The sequence below is a fragment of the Pseudomonas fontis genome (assembly GCF_028656955.1).
GTDB classification, from domain to species: domain Bacteria; phylum Pseudomonadota; class Gammaproteobacteria; order Pseudomonadales; family Pseudomonadaceae; genus Aquipseudomonas; species Aquipseudomonas fontis.
Window position 1 is genome coordinate 18,549 of the sequence record NZ_JAMDGY010000104.1, and the last position, 13,893, is coordinate 32,441.

The window sequence follows — 13,893 nt, forward strand, 5'->3', positions numbered from 1 at the left end:
CGATTGTGGCGGCTCTGGTTGTAGATTCGGAGTGACTGGTATAGTCAGCGGGCCACTCTCTGGATCTCGGAAACCACCTGCTGCGTCGCCTCTTCGATCGTTCCCTCATTCCGACAAAGTACCCAGCCATGTTCGGCAACTGCTCGCTCGAACGCCTCGGTACACGCGACTTGCTCTTCCTGGTTATGGATCACGGTACTGCCTAGCCCGCGCGAACGTGCGGCAGCTCTTGCCCAGGAAATATCAGGGGCGGTTACAACCCCGACATGCAGGTCTGGCACCCGTACGTTCCGCTCCATGTTCAACCGTAGAATCTCGGCAAACGGAAGCATCCGGCGAAACGCGGCGTCCGATGGGTACCAGCGATCAATCAGGATAATGCTGTCCACAGGCTGTTTAGGCAGCACGTGCTGGGAAATCCAGGTACGGCTATCGGCAAAGCGCTGACACACCTCAAGTTCCAATTCCCGGGATGGATGCCTGGCGAGTTGGTTGACCAGGGCCATCGTTTCACCCCGGTAGGGATCACTTTTTTTCTCACAGAGCCGGATGACTTTCCTGTTGTCCGCCCTCAGTGCTTTGGTAACGGCCTCCAACAGTGTGGTTTTGCCAGTTCCCTTGGGCCCATCCAGAGAAACAAACAGCGGACGCTTCATTCTTCAAACAACAATTGACCGTGGAATGGGGAGTATACCCTCCTCCCCACTATCCACCGTGGCCGATTGATTACCGAGCAGGGACTACCAGATCGGCAAGCTGTAGCTAACGATAAACCGGTTCTCATCCAGGTCGCTGCCGATGTTGCTGCGGGTGGTTGCGTTACGCAGCCGGAAGCTCAGGTTCTTCAACGGCCCGGACTGCAAGACGTAAGCAAGATCGGTATTGCGCTCCCAGGTTTTACCCTCACTCAAGGCGCCTCCACGGTCGACGTTGTCACCCGACAGATAGCGCGTCATGAAACTCAACCCCGGCACGCCAAGGGCCGCGAAGTCGTAGTCGTAACGCACTTGCCAGGAGTGTTCGTCCTGGTTGCCGAAGTCGTTGATCTGCACCAGGTTGATCAAGGCATTGTCGGCGCCAGCAATGTAGGCAAAGCCGGTATCGCCGCTCATGCTCTGATAACCGGCGCTAAAGCCGCTCGCGCCGATACGGTAAGTAAACAACGCACCGAAGGCGTTGTTGTCGACATTGCTGCCGCCGTCATCGGTGGAGCGTGCGAAACGCAAATCGGACTTGAAGCTCTGCCCTACCCCCAATGGCAATTGATGGACCAGGTTGACCAGGTGCTGTTTGTAAATACCATCGAGTCCGCCGTAGTAATAGCCGGTGGACAGTTGCGGCGTCCATTGGTAACTACCACCGCCGAACAGGAACTCATCACTGGTCTTGGCGCCGCCCAAGACGATGTTGCGCTTGCCGCCATTGAACACGGTCATCTCTTCATTGTCCGAAGAGTCACGCTGGTTGACCCGGTCAATGCGCCCCAGATCAAGCGTCAGGCCTTGCACCTCATTGCTGTTCAGCCAGCCACCGCGAAAGGTTTGCGGCAACAGACGGCTATCGTTGCGCATCAGCGCCGGCAGAACCGGCTGCAAGGTACCCAGTTTGAGCGTGGTCTTGGAGGCACGTAGCTTGGCGGTGACGCCTGCCTCTCCGTACTCGTCCTGGGCCCGTCTAGGCGCTTCCCGATCGCTCTTAAGCAGCCCGGTACCGACCCGATCCGGGCTGGAGTCGAGCTTTACGCCCAGCAGGCCGATGGCATCGACGCCTACACCGATGGTGCCCTCGGTATAACCAGACTCCATGCGCAGGATGAAACCCTGGGCCCACTCATCCGCTTTGGACTGGGCTGCCCCGTGTTGACGGAAGTCGCGATTCATATAGAAGTTGCGCGTATCCACGCTGGCCTTGCTGTCGCTGACAAAGTCAGCTGACGCGGGCATCGATACACTCAGGGCAGCCGCTAAAGCGGACAACGTGAAGAATGGAGCAGAACGATGTAAGTCCATGAATCTCTCTTCCCTCTGGTGGTGGTCGGGAGAACCGACCTGTTTTTGTTGTGTTTATCCACTCATCCCAAACAACCCACTCACGCCGAAACTGCGGAATTCGGCGAACAGTTCCCCGCGGCGCGGAGAAGGCTCCGCACCGGGAAACGTTGAACGTTCTTGCTAGAAGTTACGTCGTGCCAACTTGAGTACCCAACCTACGATGCCGACACGAAACAGCAGCACGCAGATGACAAAGATCACGCCGAGGATCACATGTACCCATTCACCCAAAGGGCCATTGGACAGGTAGCTTTGCAGGGTCACTACGACTGTCGCCCCGACCAATGGGCCGACTACAGTGCCGACACCACCGAGCAAGGTCATCAGAATCACCTCCCCCGACATGTGCCAATGGGCATCGGTCAACGACGCCAACTGAAAGACCACCGTCTTGGTTGAACCGGCCAGGCCGGTCAGTGCTGCGGAGATGACGAAGGCCAACAACTTGTGCGCCGCTACGTTGTACCCCAGCGAAATCGCCCGAGGTTCGTTCTCGCGAATAGCCTTGAGCACTTGTCCGTAGGGCGAATGGATGGTGCGCTGGATAACCGCGAAGCCAAACACGAACAACGCCAGTACGAAGTAATACATCGTCATGTTGTTGTTCAGGTCAAACAGGCCCAGCAGATAACCACGCGGTACACCGTGCAGGCCGTTCTCGCCGCCAGTAAAGGGCGCCTGTACATAGATGAAGAACACCAGTTGCGCCAACGCCAACGTAATCATGGCGAAGTAGATGCCCTGGCGCCTGATGGCCAGCAAACCAAACACCAACCCCAACAACGCCGAGGCAAGTGTGCCTGCGAGTATGCCCAGTTCGGTGCTCAGCCCACTGTATTGCGTGAGCAGAAACCCCGTGACATAGCCGCCACTGGCGAGAAAAGCGGCATGCCCGAAAGACAGCAGGCCGGCATACCCGAGCAACAGGTTGAAGGCGCAGGCAAACAGGGCAAAACACAGCAGTTTCATCAGGAACACGGGGTACACCGCCAACGGTGCCACCAGGGCCAACACCAACAGCGCCATATAGAACCAGCGTTTGCGCCGTACCGCTGCCATACGCCGTTCTTCAACCGCGCCAGGTTGCACCACCTGTGCAACTGAATTGATCTCGAAATTCGTCATGGCTATGCCTCCTTGCCAAACAGGCCCGCAGGGCGAACAAGCAACACCAGCACCATGACCAGGAACACCACCGTGTTAGCTGCCTCAGGATAAAAAACCTTGGTAACGCCTTCGATCAAGCCCATGGCCAACCCCGTGACGATCGCTCCCATGATCGAGCCCATGCCACCAATCACTACCACTGCGAAGACCACGATGAGCAGGTTCGCCCCCATCGTGGGCGTCACTGAGTAGATGGGCGCGGCCAATACGCCAGCGAATGCCGCCAGCGCAGCACCGAAGCCATACGTGAGGGTGATCAGCAGCGGTACGTTGATGCCGAACGCCTGCATCAATTTCGGGTTCTCGGTACCGGCGCGCAAGTAAGAGCCCAAGCGCGTTCGCTCGATCATGAACCAGGTCGCCAGGCACACGATCAAGGCCACGACGATTACCCAGGCGCGATAGACCGGCAGGAACATGAAGCCCAGGTTATAGCCGCCCTTGAGCTGTTCGGGCATGGGATAGGAAGCCCCGGAGACGCCGAACAGTTTGACGAACGAACCCTCCACGATCAGCGCCAGGCCAAAGGTTAGCAGCAGCCCGTAGAGATGGTCTTCGCCGGCAATGCGCCTCAGCAGATAACGCTCGATGAGCATGCCCAGCACACCCACCAGCAAGGGGCCCAGCAGCAGTGCGGCCCAGTAGTTGACACCGAAGTATTTGAGGGCAAGTACCGCTGCGAACGCACCGAGCATGTACTGGGCGCCGTGGGCAAAGTTGATAATGCGCAACAACCCGAAAATGATCGCCAGGCCCAAACTGAGCAAGGCATAAAATGCACCATTGATCAGCCCCAGCAGCAGCTGACCCAGCAGCACGCCCAGGGGAATACCCAATACCATCGTCATGATCTAGCACTCGCTTAAAGTCCGTGACGCCCGGCTGGCTGCAGCCGGGCACTCGCTGAAGTCACCCGGTAATCAGCGCTCTGTCACCAGCTTGCACTTGCTTTCAGCCAATGGACGGTAAGCTTCATCCCCTGGAATGGTGCGTACGATGTTGTACAGGTCCCACTCGCCCTTCGACTCACTTGGGGTTTTGACTTTAACCAGGTACATGTCGTGAACCATGCGGCCATCGGCACGAATGGTGCCGTTCTTGGCGAACATGTCATTCACCGGGGTTGCCATCATTTGTTTGCGCACCGTCTGCGCCTCGTCACTGCCACTGGCTTTTACCGCGTTCAGGTAATTGGTAGTGGCCGAATAGATACCGGCAGGCACCATGCCAGGCATCTTGCCCGTGCGTTTGAAGTAGCGCTGGGCCCAGGCGCGGCTTTCGTCGTTCATGTCCCAGTACCAGCCGGTGGTCAGCATCAGGCCCTGGGTCACATCCAGGCCCATGGCATGAATGTCATTGAGGAACACCACCATGCCGGCCAGTTGCTGCCCGGACTGCGTGACGCCGAACTGACTGGCGGTCATCAACGAGTTGACGGTGTCGGAGCCGGCATTGGCCAGGGCGATCACCTGCGCGCCGGATCCCTGTGCTTGCAGGATGTAGGAGGAGAAATCGCTGGTCGGGAATGGATGGCGCGCCTTGCCCAGCACCTTGCCGTTGTCGGCTTCGACCACCTTGGTAATGTCTGCCTCCATTGCATGGCCGAAGGCATAGTCAGCGGTGAGGACGTACCAGGACTTCCCTCCTGAAGCGAGCACCGCCTTGGCGGTGCCGTTGGCCAGTGCGTAGGAGTCATAAGTCCAATGGATATGGTTCGGCGAGCAGAATTCATTGGTCAGGCTGGACGCCGCCGCCCCCGAAATCAGGGCCAGCTTGCCTGATTGCTCGACCACTTTGCTCGCCGCCAACACCACTGAGGAGGCCACCATGCCGGTGACCATGTCGACATTGCGCTCATCCACCCACTGGCGCACGGTGTTGGCACCAACGTCGGGTTTGTTGAGATCATCCGCACTGAACACTACGATCTTTTTACCGTTGACCTGGCCACCGAAATCTTCCACGGCCATGTTCAACGCTTCCAGGCCCCCCGGCCCGGAAAGGTCACGGTAGGTCCCGGACATGTCCGCCAGGTAGCCAATGCGGATTTCGTCGTCACTGACCTGGGCCTGAGCCGCCGTCACGATCAGGCTCGAAGCAAGGATGGCGCTAGCTGTTTTCTGAAGCATCTTCATGCAGTTCACCCACTTTCTGTCGTTATTGTTGTTGTACCGGGCAAAGCAATCCTGTGCCGGGCAGACGTGATGTCATGCCGACCTGCAGGTTTTGAGGTTCACGCTTGATTCAGACGCCGAGACAGCTCTGCAACAGTCCTTGTTTCGCGTCCAGTTCTGCGGCGCTGATTTCTTCCACGATCTGGCCGTGATCCATCAAGTAATGGCGGTCCGCCAAAGGCGCTGCGAAGCGAAAATTCTGCTCCACCAGCACGATAGTCAGGCCCTTGTTCTTGAGTTTGATCAGTACCTGCGCCAGCTTCTGCACAATTACCGGAGCCAGGCCCTCGGTGATTTCGTCGAGCAACAACAAGTTGGCGCCGGTACGCAGGATGCGCGCCATGGCCAGCATCTGCTGCTCCCCCCCAGACAGCCGAGTGCCTTGGCTGAAGCGACGCTCGTAAAGGTTGGGAAACATATCGTAGATTTCATCGAGGCTCATGCCGTCGCTGCGTACCAATGGCGGCAACAGGAGGTTTTCCTCGACCGTGAGACTGGCAAAAATCCCCCGCTCTTCCGGGCAGTAGCCCACGCCAAGACGCGGGATAAGGTGCGCGGCCATACCGACGGTCTCGCGGCCGTTGATCATGATCGAACCGGTTCGACGGCCGACCATGTTCATCAGCGCACGCAAGGTGGTCGAGCGCCCGGAGCCATTGCGCCCCAACAGGGTGATAAGTTCGCCGCGACGCACATGCAGGTCGATGCCGTGCAAGATGTGTGACTCACCATAAAACGCATGCAGGTCGACAACGCGAAGCTGCTCGACATTCGGGACGTGCAGATTGCTCATGCATGTGCCTCTTCATGGCTGGCCGCTTCGCTGCCCAGGTACGCTTCACGCACCTGCGCATCTGCCGACACACTGGCGTAATCGCCTTCAGCGAGCACTGCACCGCGGGCAAGCACGGTAATCCGGTCACACAGCTCGCTGACCACCCCCAGGTTGTGCTCGACCATCAGCACCGTGCGCCCTACCGCCGCTTTGCGCACCAGTTCGATGACCATGTTCACGTCTTCATGTCCCATCCCCTGGGTTGGCTCATCGAGCAACAACACCTTTGGCTCCAACGCCAAGGTCGTGGCCAACTCCAGCGCACGCTTGCGCCCGTATGGCAGTTCGATGGTCAGGGTGTGTGCGTAATCAAGCAGCCCGACATCGTCGAGCATCTGCAGTGCCTGCTCATTGAGCCCGTCGAGGCTGCGCTCGGACTTCCAGAAATGCAGCGAGTTGGAGAGTTTGCGCTGGAGAGCAACCCGGACATTTTCCAGAACGGTCATGTGGCCGAAGACGGCCGAGATCTGAAACGAGCGCACCAGCCCCAACCGGGCGATTTCATTCGGCTGCAGGCGGGTAATGGGCTTGCCAAGATAGAGAATCTCGCCTCGGGTCGGGGCAAGGAACTTGGTGAGGAGATTGAAAACGGTCGTCTTGCCCGCACCGTTGGGCCCGATCAGTGCGTGAATATGCCCTTCCTGGACACGTAGATTGACTGAGTCTACCGCTGTGAAGCCGCGAAACTCCTTGCTCAACCCACGGGTTTCCAGCACCACATTTGCTGATGATGACATTTGAGCCCCTCTAACCTTGGTTGTTTTTATTGGTTATGGCACTACAAGCGGCGTTTACGTTTACGTAAATGGCAACCCGATGTCAAGGATGCTTTTTGCGCGTTTTGAACACGTGCGCGAAGACCGGGCGTCTACGGCCAGCGTTTACACATTTTGTTAAAAAATCGAGGGACAATAGTCGAGCACGCCCTCCTGGCGCGGCGCATCCGACTTATCTCTCGTGCAGTCCAATGGTTGATCGTGGCTTGTTTATTCATGCAGGTGCCTTAATCTCCATCAATCAAATCAAAAAGCCGCGCATCATCAACGGACGGCGATACCTGACAGTTTCACCCGTATTGTTGAGATCCGAAGGATCACTCCGGCGCTGGGCGATCACGCTTTTCGCGCTGAGGAGCGTCGACGCGCTTTGCTCACCTGGGGGCTGCCGCGTCACGCTCTCGGCAGGCAAAGTGAACTGCCCCAGCATTTCATTGAGCAGTTGCTGCTTGTAGTCACTTTCCAGGATGAGCCGATCAATCTCGGTTTTTTTGCTCATTGCGCTGCCAAGCCTTGCTCTATTGCTGCCTGCAATGCGCCCAGTTGGGTCTCGATACTGGCATCGACATTGCCAATCTCACTTTCCAGCACGCAGCCGCCACGATCGGCACGCGCGTCAGCCACCACATCAATGTGGATCGAACGGTCTCTTTGCTTCACCAACTGCTCCACACGCTCCCGTACCACCGACATTTCCTGAGGATGAACCCGCAGCGTTATCCTGCTGGCTTCACCCAGCAATGACAGCCCTTCGCGGGTTGCCTCCAATACCAAATCACTCGCCGGATAATCACGTATCAGCTTGCGCATGGCCTGTAGCACCACGGCACTCATTTGCGACGCGACCTGGTCGAAGAAACGCTGACGTTCCAGCAGGGTTTCATGGATCAGTTCAGCTTGTGCCGCGCGAGCCTGGCGCATGCCCTCCTCCCGGCCAAGTTGCGCCTGGCGCTCATACTCGACCTGTGCCTCCTGGTGCAGCGTGTGTGCCTTGTTCCGGGCCTGTGCAACTAATGCCTCGGCGTCCAGGTATTGTTGATAGTCCGTACTGCGCAGCAACACCTGATCGGGGCGAAGGGCAATGTGGTCAACGTTCAATCGAGTAAATGCAAACATGCCGGGCTCGCGTATCGGGTGATTTTCAAACACAGGATTTGCGCCAACGGGCGCTGTACGTCAGTGATGGAACACGCCTGCTCACGCAGTGGTTTTTCGAGACGCAAATCAAGGCGCCTGACAAAGCCCTGGTCAACGTCGCCAATGGCCTGCAGCCAGAACTGCAAACCCGCGTGAGGCAAGTGCCGCGCCAGGTCATCCGTTGGCAGTGGCTGCTGCCAGCCCGGCGGCCAGGAGCCGATGATCAAATTAAACTGCTCCAGGCAAAAACGATGGCCGTCGACGCCGATCACCGCGTGCACGCGGGCCAACGTGCTCGCATCAAGCACCCGGCGTATCGCCTGCCCATGCAGGATTGCACCCAGCAGCGCCAAGGTGCGCAACAGATCGGCCTGCGCAAACAATGCGAGCCCTGCCAGTTTTGCGGGCATTGTGTAGTCCACTGGCAGCGCCAGCTCGCTGAGCAACCAGGCGTTGATCACGCCTTGGCAACGCCAGTCGGGCAGCGCCTCGGCCAGTACCTGCAAGGGCGCGGGCACCTGCTTGGAATGGATAAAACGAGCTGGGCAATAACGCAGCTGGTAGGCCGTCAATGGTGTGCCCATCATTGCCCCCGACGGTGATACCAGAACTGCCCCAGATTGCTGAGCACCAGCAAGGCCAGCAGCCCAACGACAATGCTTAGCCATCGCGTACGCGAACCGGAATCAAGCCTCAAGGAAGACGGGCTGTCGTACTGCCCGAGTGAGACCATTGGCCGCGTTTCCGTGGCAGGCACCAGCACCACACTGATGCGGTCGTAGTCGAGGCCTTCGATACTGTTGCTGATCATCTGCTTCATTTGCCCAACGTACTTGTCCAGCTGCGCGTCCGTGGCATGTTTGATGAATACCGAGGCTGACGCCGGCGTAACCTTTCGGGTCAAGCTGTCACGTTCTTCAGGCAACACGACATGTACCCGGGCCACCAGCACACCATCGATGGTGGACAAGGTTTGCGCCAACTCCTGGGACTTGGCGTAGGTCAGCCTGGCACGCTCCTCCAGGGGCGATGAAATCAGGCTGTCCTTGGGGAAGACGTCCTTCAACGTGGAAAACTGCTCGCGCGGGTAGCCTTTGCGTTTCAGGGCATCGACCGCCAGGCCGATGTCGGATTCGTCCACCAGGATCTTGACCTTGCCATCCTTGTCCGGCGCTTTCTTGGTCGAGATGCCTTCGGCGCTCAACAATGCCAGCATCTCGTTGGCCTCCTGCTGGCTCAGCCCCTGGTACAGGTCGACCTTGCAGCCAGCCAACACCAGGGTCAGCAACAGCACTACCGGCAAGGCTTTGTTCATGCGCCACCTCACTGAGTTTTCATCAGTGTTTCGACATTCTGGGTAAGGCGCCCGACGGCCTTGGCGATCAACTCTTGCTGCATGTTGATCTGCAACAGCGAATATTGCAGTTCCATCAGCGAGCTCGGGCTGACGTCGCCCGGGGCTGACATTCTCGCCTTGAGGGTTTGTTTGGCCTGACTGATCTGTGCAGTCACATCGCTGATGGTGTTGAGCACACCCCCGGTGTGCGCAGCGGTTGCCGGCGCCATGGCCTGGTCAAACTGGGCAACCAGTTGCTCGGCGGGCCGCTCGGGTTCAAGGGCCTGACTCGTCGCGACGCCAGCGTTGCCGATTGAGCTGATATCCATGGTTACTCCAGATCAGGTTTGTACGAGTGGCGCAGCAGGCTGTCGAGCATGCCGTTTCGCGGGATCAGCTGTTTCAGCTCTGTATGGATCAAACTGGCGAGGTAGTCGCTGGGCTGCCCTGCTTCTTTCAATGCGCCAAGCACCTGAAGCAATGCGCGTTCCTGACGCTTACCCAGCGGGATCTGTTCACGCAGGTAGGCGCGCATCGCCAGGCGGTCCTGATTCACACCCTTGTCAGCTGTGCCAAAACGCTCCATCAGCTGTTGCGTCAGATGCGCGGACTGATCGTCGACTGCTTTGGCGCGCCCCGCCGGCTCTACCCGCAGCGCCTCCTCGAAACGCTGCTGCTCTGAGGGCTGGGCACCCGTGATGGCAACGCGACTGGTGAGCGGCGCGTGCAGTGCCGTCACGGCAGGAGGCGTGCGGATCACGGGCGCACCGCCTGACGCATGCCTAGCGCAAACTGCACAATCTGCGGGTCCTCGCTCTGGCTCAGCAGCGTCAGGCGCCGATCAAGCGCCGTGCCCAGGCCCAGCTTCCACTCGCACAACGCGAGCCACGGTGCCAGCGACGGCCAGCCCTCCTTGTTGCCCAAGTGCAAGGCCTCCTGGCATTGCCCGGTCCCCATCAGGCTGCACAGACGGATCAAGCAGGCGGCTTCGCCCTGCTGTTCGACTTGTTCCAGCCAGTTGGCGATCAGCAGCGCCTCGGTATGAAGGTGGTGCTCGATGCCGACCAAGGCCAGCTGTGTCAACGAAGCGTTCATTGAGTTATCCATGTCAGATCTTCTGCAGAATGCTTTGCATCAGGTCTTTCATCGCCCGGGTGACGGTTGAGTTGATGGTGTAGATAACCGACCACTTGTTGATCTTGTGCTGCATTTCCGCAAGCAGGGCCGGGTCGTCGGCGCCGCCTTTCAAGGCTTCGATAGCCTTTTGCACGTCGGCGTTGGCAGTGCGCGACTGCTCGACCAGTTGCTTGGCAACGTCATCCAGTGTCTTCGAGTTGCCATCGAAGAAGTTGATAGGGTCAGCCATGTTCAGTCCTTCTCGATTGCGTTGAGAATGGTGATCGCCCCGTTCAGGGCTTGTACTTGCAGCGTCAGTTGCTGGAACTGGCTGGGTGTTGAGGTGCGCTGCAATTGCTGCTTGCACGCCATCGCTTTATGTTCGATTCGGGCCCGCAGCTCTTGGCGAATGTTGTCGGTCAACCACTGCTCCTGAAGCTCATGGATCATCGCTCGCGTCTCCTCTCAGATTGATAATGAATTGCTGTCCTTGCCTGCTGAGGACTACCCGGTTGCTGTGGATCCCCACCACCTGCAACCCTGTCGGGGTCAACCCACCCACGGGATAACGGCGGTTGTCGGTAAGGATCACGTAAGGCACGCGGCCGATAGACACGGCCTTGATCGGGAACTGCACAGCGGCCTGCTTTTTCGGGCTCCAGGTGTTCTGCAAGTTCAGCGTTGGTGGCAGGGTGAAGGCCGCGTTGTATTGGCGTTGCACCTCCTTGAAGGCGTCCTGCTGGCGCTCGTCCAAGGCTCCACTGACATCGATCTGGCTATTTGACGCCTTGACGGTCAGCCGGCTCGTGAGCCCTGTAACGTCCAGCAGTTGCTGAAGCTTTTGTAGTGGCGTCGGCCCTGTTGCAACCGGGGGTTCCACACCGCGCAAGCCTTGAACGTCGTTCTTCAACGTCTGAAGGGTCTGTGGCCAGCGAGTCGGGTCTTGAACCCCCTCGCCAACCAGGCGAACCCAGCCCACCTGGTTGCCATCTGCACTGTGCGCGTCCTTGTAGCCCAGCCTGGGCAGGATGAAATCCACGTCGTTGCGGATGTCCTCCTGGGCTCGAACAGCAAGCTGGAAAGGCGCACCGGTAGCCTGCAGAAACTGTTGCAAGGCGACGCGCTGGTCGTTGCGTTGCACATAGCCACTGAGCAACAGGCCGACGCCGGGTTGCGGCGCGGCAATGACCACATCGGCCAGCTGTTGCTGCACCAGGTAGGCGTGTATCGCGCGTTGCTGTGCTTGCGGATCGCCAGGTTGCGGCGCTGCCGCCCAGGGTTTGATAAGCGGCAACAGCGCCAGTGCCAGTACCACGCAACCCACCGCCGCAATTCCCGGCAACCACCGTAAAGAGCGACCTGACGGGCTCTTGCGGGGCGCCGCTGGCCTTGCCGGCAAGGCTTGATCAAATTGCTGCTCCTGCGCACAAAACATCCATCGCAACGGTCCGCAGCCTTGCGCTAGAAACGCCTGAAGGTCAGCGCCGGCAACGACGGGCTCGCCGTCCTGGGTAGCCACAGTGTCCTCAGCCCAGTGCACAATGCTCACCCGCAATGCACTGACCTCCAGAATCAGCTGGATTGCGCCAATACCTGCGTCCACCACCACCAGGTCTGCCTGGGCCGGATCCGACCCTATAACCACTCGCCCCTCGGGCAACGGCACTTCAACGCCTTGGTTCAGGCCGCTGCAAAACAGAATTTTCCAGGTCATGTCAGCGACTTTTCCCTGCCTGCTTGAGCACTGACTGAAGTGATTGGCTGTTGTTCGACAACTCGTCGACGTCCAGCAAGCCGCGCAGGCTGCCCTGTCCGCCCGGCAAAGCGACATCGTGCCCCACGCTGCTGTCGATCAGTCGCGGCTCAATCAGGAACAAGCGCACCGCCCGGCGCGATGAGTTGTAGTTGAATCGAAACAGCGCCCCCAGATAAGGGATGTCGCCCAGCAGCGGCACCTTGCGTACGCTCTCGTTGCGCTCGTCCCGATGAATACCGCCAATCAGCAGGCTTTGCCCCAGGCCGACCCGCGCCACGGTGTCGATGACCGTGCGGTTGATCGTCGGGATGCCATCCGGCCCGCTGCTGTTGGGCTTCTGATTGCCATCTTCAATGTGCAGGCTGAGGCTGATCTCCGGCTGATCGCCCATTTGCACCACCCGTGGGGTCATCTTCAGCATCGTGCCGTAGGTAATCGCCTTGAGCTCCGCTACCCGTTCCCCGGTCACTTTGACGTAGTAGGTTTCACTGTGATCGATGACCGCTGCGGTGTTCTCCTGCGTCAGTAGCGTGGGTCGCGAACCGATCTGCGCAAGCCCTTGGCTTTGCAGCAGGCTGATCTTGGCCATGAGGTAATTCAGGCCGCGTCCATCCACCAGGCTGCCTACGGCGCCCCCGGTGTCCGGTGTGCCGCCGGTGGTGCGAATTTCGATCAGGCGGTTTTTCCCCAGGCCTACCCCGGCCTGCCAGTCGACGCCAATCTCGGCGAGGTTCTCGGCGTTGATATCGACAATCGACAAGCCAACCTCGATACGTGCCGAAGGGCGATCAAGCGCCGTGATCAAGCGACGGTACATCGGCATGCGCTCCTGGCTGTCCCGCACGATGATCGCGTTCAGCGAGGGGTCGGCCTGGACCACGGCTTGCCGACTCGGCGCTGCGCTGCCAGGTGATTGCTCACCATTGACCGCGACCACGTTGGCGTCGCTCAGCACCCTGGCGAGAATGCTGGCCAGCCCCGGTGCCTGGATTGAGTCGTCGCGGTACTTGATCTGGCGGTCTTCAGCCACGGCGTAGCGCAGGGGGAAGATCTCCACCGCCAGGTTCGCCGTGCTTTGCACCTGCAGGTTGTTCTGTTGCTCAAGGGCCTGAACGGTTTGGCTCACCATGTCCAGGTAGCGCGGCGGTGCAGAAACGTAAACCAGCTGGCCGCCCGGGTCCGGGCGCCATGGAAAGTTCACTTCCCAATTGCCGCCGGCTTGCAGCGCTTGGCGCACCTGCGACTCCTTGACCTGGCCCAGGCGTATCAAGCGCGTCTGCATCTCCGTGGACTTGAACACATAAAGCACCGCGCCGTCGTAGTACCAGACCAGGCTGTACAGGGCGCTGATCAGGGTAAGAAAAGACTGCGGGTCCTTCAGGTCGAAGGACGAGTTGACCTGGTCATCGATCTTGTCGCTGACCACCACGGCACTTTGGTAATTGGCCGAAAAGTTCACCAGCACATCACGCAGGCTTTCGCCTCGAGCCACATAGTTGAACGGCTCTGCCGGCCAATCCAGTGGCTGCGCCTGGGCAACGGCGC

At 59.1% G+C, this 13,893-nt stretch carries 18 protein-coding genes; all 18 read right to left on the reverse strand.

The window, feature by feature from the left end; genetic code table 11:
* Nucleotides 1-44 precede the first annotated feature (44 nt).
* The 18 genes from M5G11_RS24460 to sctC all read right to left on the reverse strand — a co-directional run bounded on the left by M5G11_RS24460 (nucleotide 45) and on the right by sctC (nucleotide 13,840).
* The gene (locus M5G11_RS24460) at nucleotides 45-656 is read right to left on the reverse strand and encodes a dTMP kinase (RefSeq protein WP_273912857.1); all 612 of its coding nucleotides are present in this window, start codon (nucleotides 654-656) and stop codon (nucleotides 45-47) included.
* A gap of 84 nt (nucleotides 657-740) precedes the next feature.
* Nucleotides 741-1,943, reverse strand: a complete 1,203-nt coding sequence (locus M5G11_RS24465; RefSeq protein WP_273912856.1) for an OprD family porin — start codon at nucleotides 1,941-1,943, stop codon at nucleotides 741-743.
* Nucleotides 1,944-2,171: 228 nt separating this feature from the next.
* Complete coding sequence (locus M5G11_RS24470; protein ID WP_273912855.1) at nucleotides 2,172-3,176, reverse strand: branched-chain amino acid ABC transporter permease; 1,005 nt, start codon at nucleotides 3,174-3,176, stop codon at nucleotides 2,172-2,174.
* A gap of 2 nt (nucleotides 3,177-3,178) precedes the next feature.
* A complete protein-coding gene (locus M5G11_RS24475) occupies nucleotides 3,179-4,066 on the reverse strand; it encodes a branched-chain amino acid ABC transporter permease (RefSeq protein ID WP_273912854.1) in 888 nt (295 codons plus the stop codon).
* A gap of 72 nt (nucleotides 4,067-4,138) precedes the next feature.
* Nucleotides 4,139-5,353: an ABC transporter substrate-binding protein gene (locus M5G11_RS24480; RefSeq protein WP_273912853.1), complete on the reverse strand. Its 1,215-nt coding sequence runs from the start codon at nucleotides 5,351-5,353 to the stop codon at nucleotides 4,139-4,141.
* A 109-nt stretch (nucleotides 5,354-5,462) separates the two neighbouring features.
* Nucleotides 5,463-6,185, reverse strand: a complete 723-nt coding sequence (locus tag M5G11_RS24485) for an ABC transporter ATP-binding protein (protein ID WP_273912852.1) — start codon at nucleotides 6,183-6,185, stop codon at nucleotides 5,463-5,465.
* The gene (locus M5G11_RS24490) at nucleotides 6,182-6,964 is read right to left on the reverse strand and encodes an ABC transporter ATP-binding protein (RefSeq protein WP_273912851.1); all 783 of its coding nucleotides are present in this window, start codon (nucleotides 6,962-6,964) and stop codon (nucleotides 6,182-6,184) included. Before M5G11_RS24490 ends, M5G11_RS24485 begins: the two co-directional genes overlap by 4 nt.
* A gap of 280 nt (nucleotides 6,965-7,244) precedes the next feature.
* Nucleotides 7,245-7,502 carry a hypothetical protein gene (locus tag M5G11_RS24495; RefSeq protein WP_273912850.1) on the reverse strand — a complete coding sequence of 86 codons (258 nt, stop codon included), beginning with the start codon at nucleotides 7,500-7,502 and terminating at the stop codon, nucleotides 7,245-7,247.
* On the reverse strand, nucleotides 7,499-8,119 hold the full coding sequence (locus tag M5G11_RS24500) for an HrpE/YscL family type III secretion apparatus protein (protein ID WP_273912849.1): 621 nt from the start codon (nucleotides 8,117-8,119) through the stop codon (nucleotides 7,499-7,501). Before M5G11_RS24500 ends, M5G11_RS24495 begins: the two co-directional genes overlap by 4 nt.
* Nucleotides 8,098-8,724 (reverse strand): Yop proteins translocation protein K, encoded by a 627-nt coding sequence (locus tag M5G11_RS24505; RefSeq protein WP_273912848.1) that lies wholly within the window; start codon nucleotides 8,722-8,724, stop codon nucleotides 8,098-8,100. Before M5G11_RS24505 ends, M5G11_RS24500 begins: the two co-directional genes overlap by 22 nt.
* The gene (gene sctJ / locus M5G11_RS24510) at nucleotides 8,724-9,455 is read right to left on the reverse strand and encodes a type III secretion system inner membrane ring lipoprotein SctJ (RefSeq protein ID WP_273912847.1); all 732 of its coding nucleotides are present in this window, start codon (nucleotides 9,453-9,455) and stop codon (nucleotides 8,724-8,726) included. Before sctJ ends, M5G11_RS24505 begins: the two co-directional genes overlap by 1 nt.
* A gap of 8 nt (nucleotides 9,456-9,463) precedes the next feature.
* A complete protein-coding gene (gene sctI, locus M5G11_RS24515) occupies nucleotides 9,464-9,805 on the reverse strand; it encodes a type III secretion system inner rod subunit SctI (protein WP_273912846.1) in 342 nt (113 codons plus the stop codon).
* A gap of 2 nt (nucleotides 9,806-9,807) precedes the next feature.
* Nucleotides 9,808-10,236 carry a YopR/YscH family type III secretion effector gene (locus tag M5G11_RS24520; protein ID WP_273912845.1) on the reverse strand — a complete coding sequence of 143 codons (429 nt, stop codon included), beginning with the start codon at nucleotides 10,234-10,236 and terminating at the stop codon, nucleotides 9,808-9,810.
* Nucleotides 10,233-10,571 carry a YscG family type III secretion system chaperone gene (locus M5G11_RS24525; protein WP_273912844.1) on the reverse strand — a complete coding sequence of 113 codons (339 nt, stop codon included), beginning with the start codon at nucleotides 10,569-10,571 and terminating at the stop codon, nucleotides 10,233-10,235. The genes M5G11_RS24520 and M5G11_RS24525 overlap by 4 nt, the downstream gene beginning before the upstream one ends.
* 13 nt (nucleotides 10,572-10,584) lie before the next feature.
* Nucleotides 10,585-10,842: a type III secretion system needle filament subunit SctF gene (gene sctF / locus M5G11_RS24530; protein WP_273912843.1), complete on the reverse strand. Its 258-nt coding sequence runs from the start codon at nucleotides 10,840-10,842 to the stop codon at nucleotides 10,585-10,587.
* Between the two features lie 2 nt (nucleotides 10,843-10,844).
* Complete coding sequence (locus tag M5G11_RS24535) at nucleotides 10,845-11,042, reverse strand: EscE/YscE/SsaE family type III secretion system needle protein co-chaperone (protein ID WP_273912842.1); 198 nt, start codon at nucleotides 11,040-11,042, stop codon at nucleotides 10,845-10,847.
* The gene (gene sctD, locus M5G11_RS24540) at nucleotides 11,032-12,306 is read right to left on the reverse strand and encodes a type III secretion system inner membrane ring subunit SctD (protein WP_273912841.1); all 1,275 of its coding nucleotides are present in this window, start codon (nucleotides 12,304-12,306) and stop codon (nucleotides 11,032-11,034) included. Before sctD ends, M5G11_RS24535 begins: the two co-directional genes overlap by 11 nt.
* A gap of 1 nt (nucleotide 12,307) precedes the next feature.
* Nucleotides 12,308-13,840 carry a type III secretion system outer membrane ring subunit SctC gene (gene sctC, locus M5G11_RS24545; RefSeq protein WP_273912840.1) on the reverse strand — a complete coding sequence of 511 codons (1,533 nt, stop codon included), beginning with the start codon at nucleotides 13,838-13,840 and terminating at the stop codon, nucleotides 12,308-12,310.
* Nucleotides 13,841-13,893 lie beyond the last annotated feature (53 nt).

What these genes read in the sequence shown, in the direction of transcription:
- M5G11_RS24480 (WP_273912853.1), bottom strand. Translation starts at nt 5,353, where the DNA reads ATGAAGATGCTTCAGAAAACAGCTAGCGCCATCCTTGCTTCGAGCCTG.
- sctF (WP_273912843.1), bottom strand. Translation starts at nt 10,842, where the DNA reads ATGGCTGACCCTATCAACTTCTTCGATGGCAACTCGAAGACACTGGAT.
- M5G11_RS24485 (WP_273912852.1), bottom strand. Translation starts at nt 6,185, where the DNA reads ATGAGCAATCTGCACGTCCCGAATGTCGAGCAGCTTCGCGTTGTCGAC.
- M5G11_RS24460 (WP_273912857.1), bottom strand. Translation starts at nt 656, where the DNA reads ATGAAGCGTCCGCTGTTTGTTTCTCTGGATGGGCCCAAGGGAACTGGC.
- M5G11_RS24475 (WP_273912854.1), bottom strand. Translation starts at nt 4,066, where the DNA reads ATGACGATGGTATTGGGTATTCCCCTGGGCGTGCTGCTGGGTCAGCTG.
- M5G11_RS24505 (WP_273912848.1), bottom strand. Translation starts at nt 8,724, where the DNA reads ATGGGCACACCATTGACGGCCTACCAGCTGCGTTATTGCCCAGCTCGT.
- M5G11_RS24490 (WP_273912851.1), bottom strand. Translation starts at nt 6,964, where the DNA reads ATGTCATCATCAGCAAATGTGGTGCTGGAAACCCGTGGGTTGAGCAAG.
- M5G11_RS24500 (WP_273912849.1), bottom strand. Translation starts at nt 8,119, where the DNA reads ATGTTTGCATTTACTCGATTGAACGTTGACCACATTGCCCTTCGCCCC.
- M5G11_RS24470 (WP_273912855.1), bottom strand. Translation starts at nt 3,176, where the DNA reads ATGACGAATTTCGAGATCAATTCAGTTGCACAGGTGGTGCAACCTGGC.
- M5G11_RS24535 (WP_273912842.1), bottom strand. Translation starts at nt 11,042, where the DNA reads ATGATCCATGAGCTTCAGGAGCAGTGGTTGACCGACAACATTCGCCAA.
- sctI (WP_273912846.1), bottom strand. Translation starts at nt 9,805, where the DNA reads ATGGATATCAGCTCAATCGGCAACGCTGGCGTCGCGACGAGTCAGGCC.
- sctD (WP_273912841.1), bottom strand. Translation starts at nt 12,306, where the DNA reads ATGACCTGGAAAATTCTGTTTTGCAGCGGCCTGAACCAAGGCGTTGAA.
- M5G11_RS24465 (WP_273912856.1), bottom strand. Translation starts at nt 1,943, where the DNA reads ATGCCCGCGTCAGCTGACTTTGTCAGCGACAGCAAGGCCAGCGTGGAT.
- sctJ (WP_273912847.1), bottom strand. Translation starts at nt 9,455, where the DNA reads ATGAACAAAGCCTTGCCGGTAGTGCTGTTGCTGACCCTGGTGTTGGCT.
- M5G11_RS24525 (WP_273912844.1), bottom strand. Translation starts at nt 10,571, where the DNA reads ATGAACGCTTCGTTGACACAGCTGGCCTTGGTCGGCATCGAGCACCAC.
- M5G11_RS24495 (WP_273912850.1), bottom strand. Translation starts at nt 7,502, where the DNA reads ATGAGCAAAAAAACCGAGATTGATCGGCTCATCCTGGAAAGTGACTAC.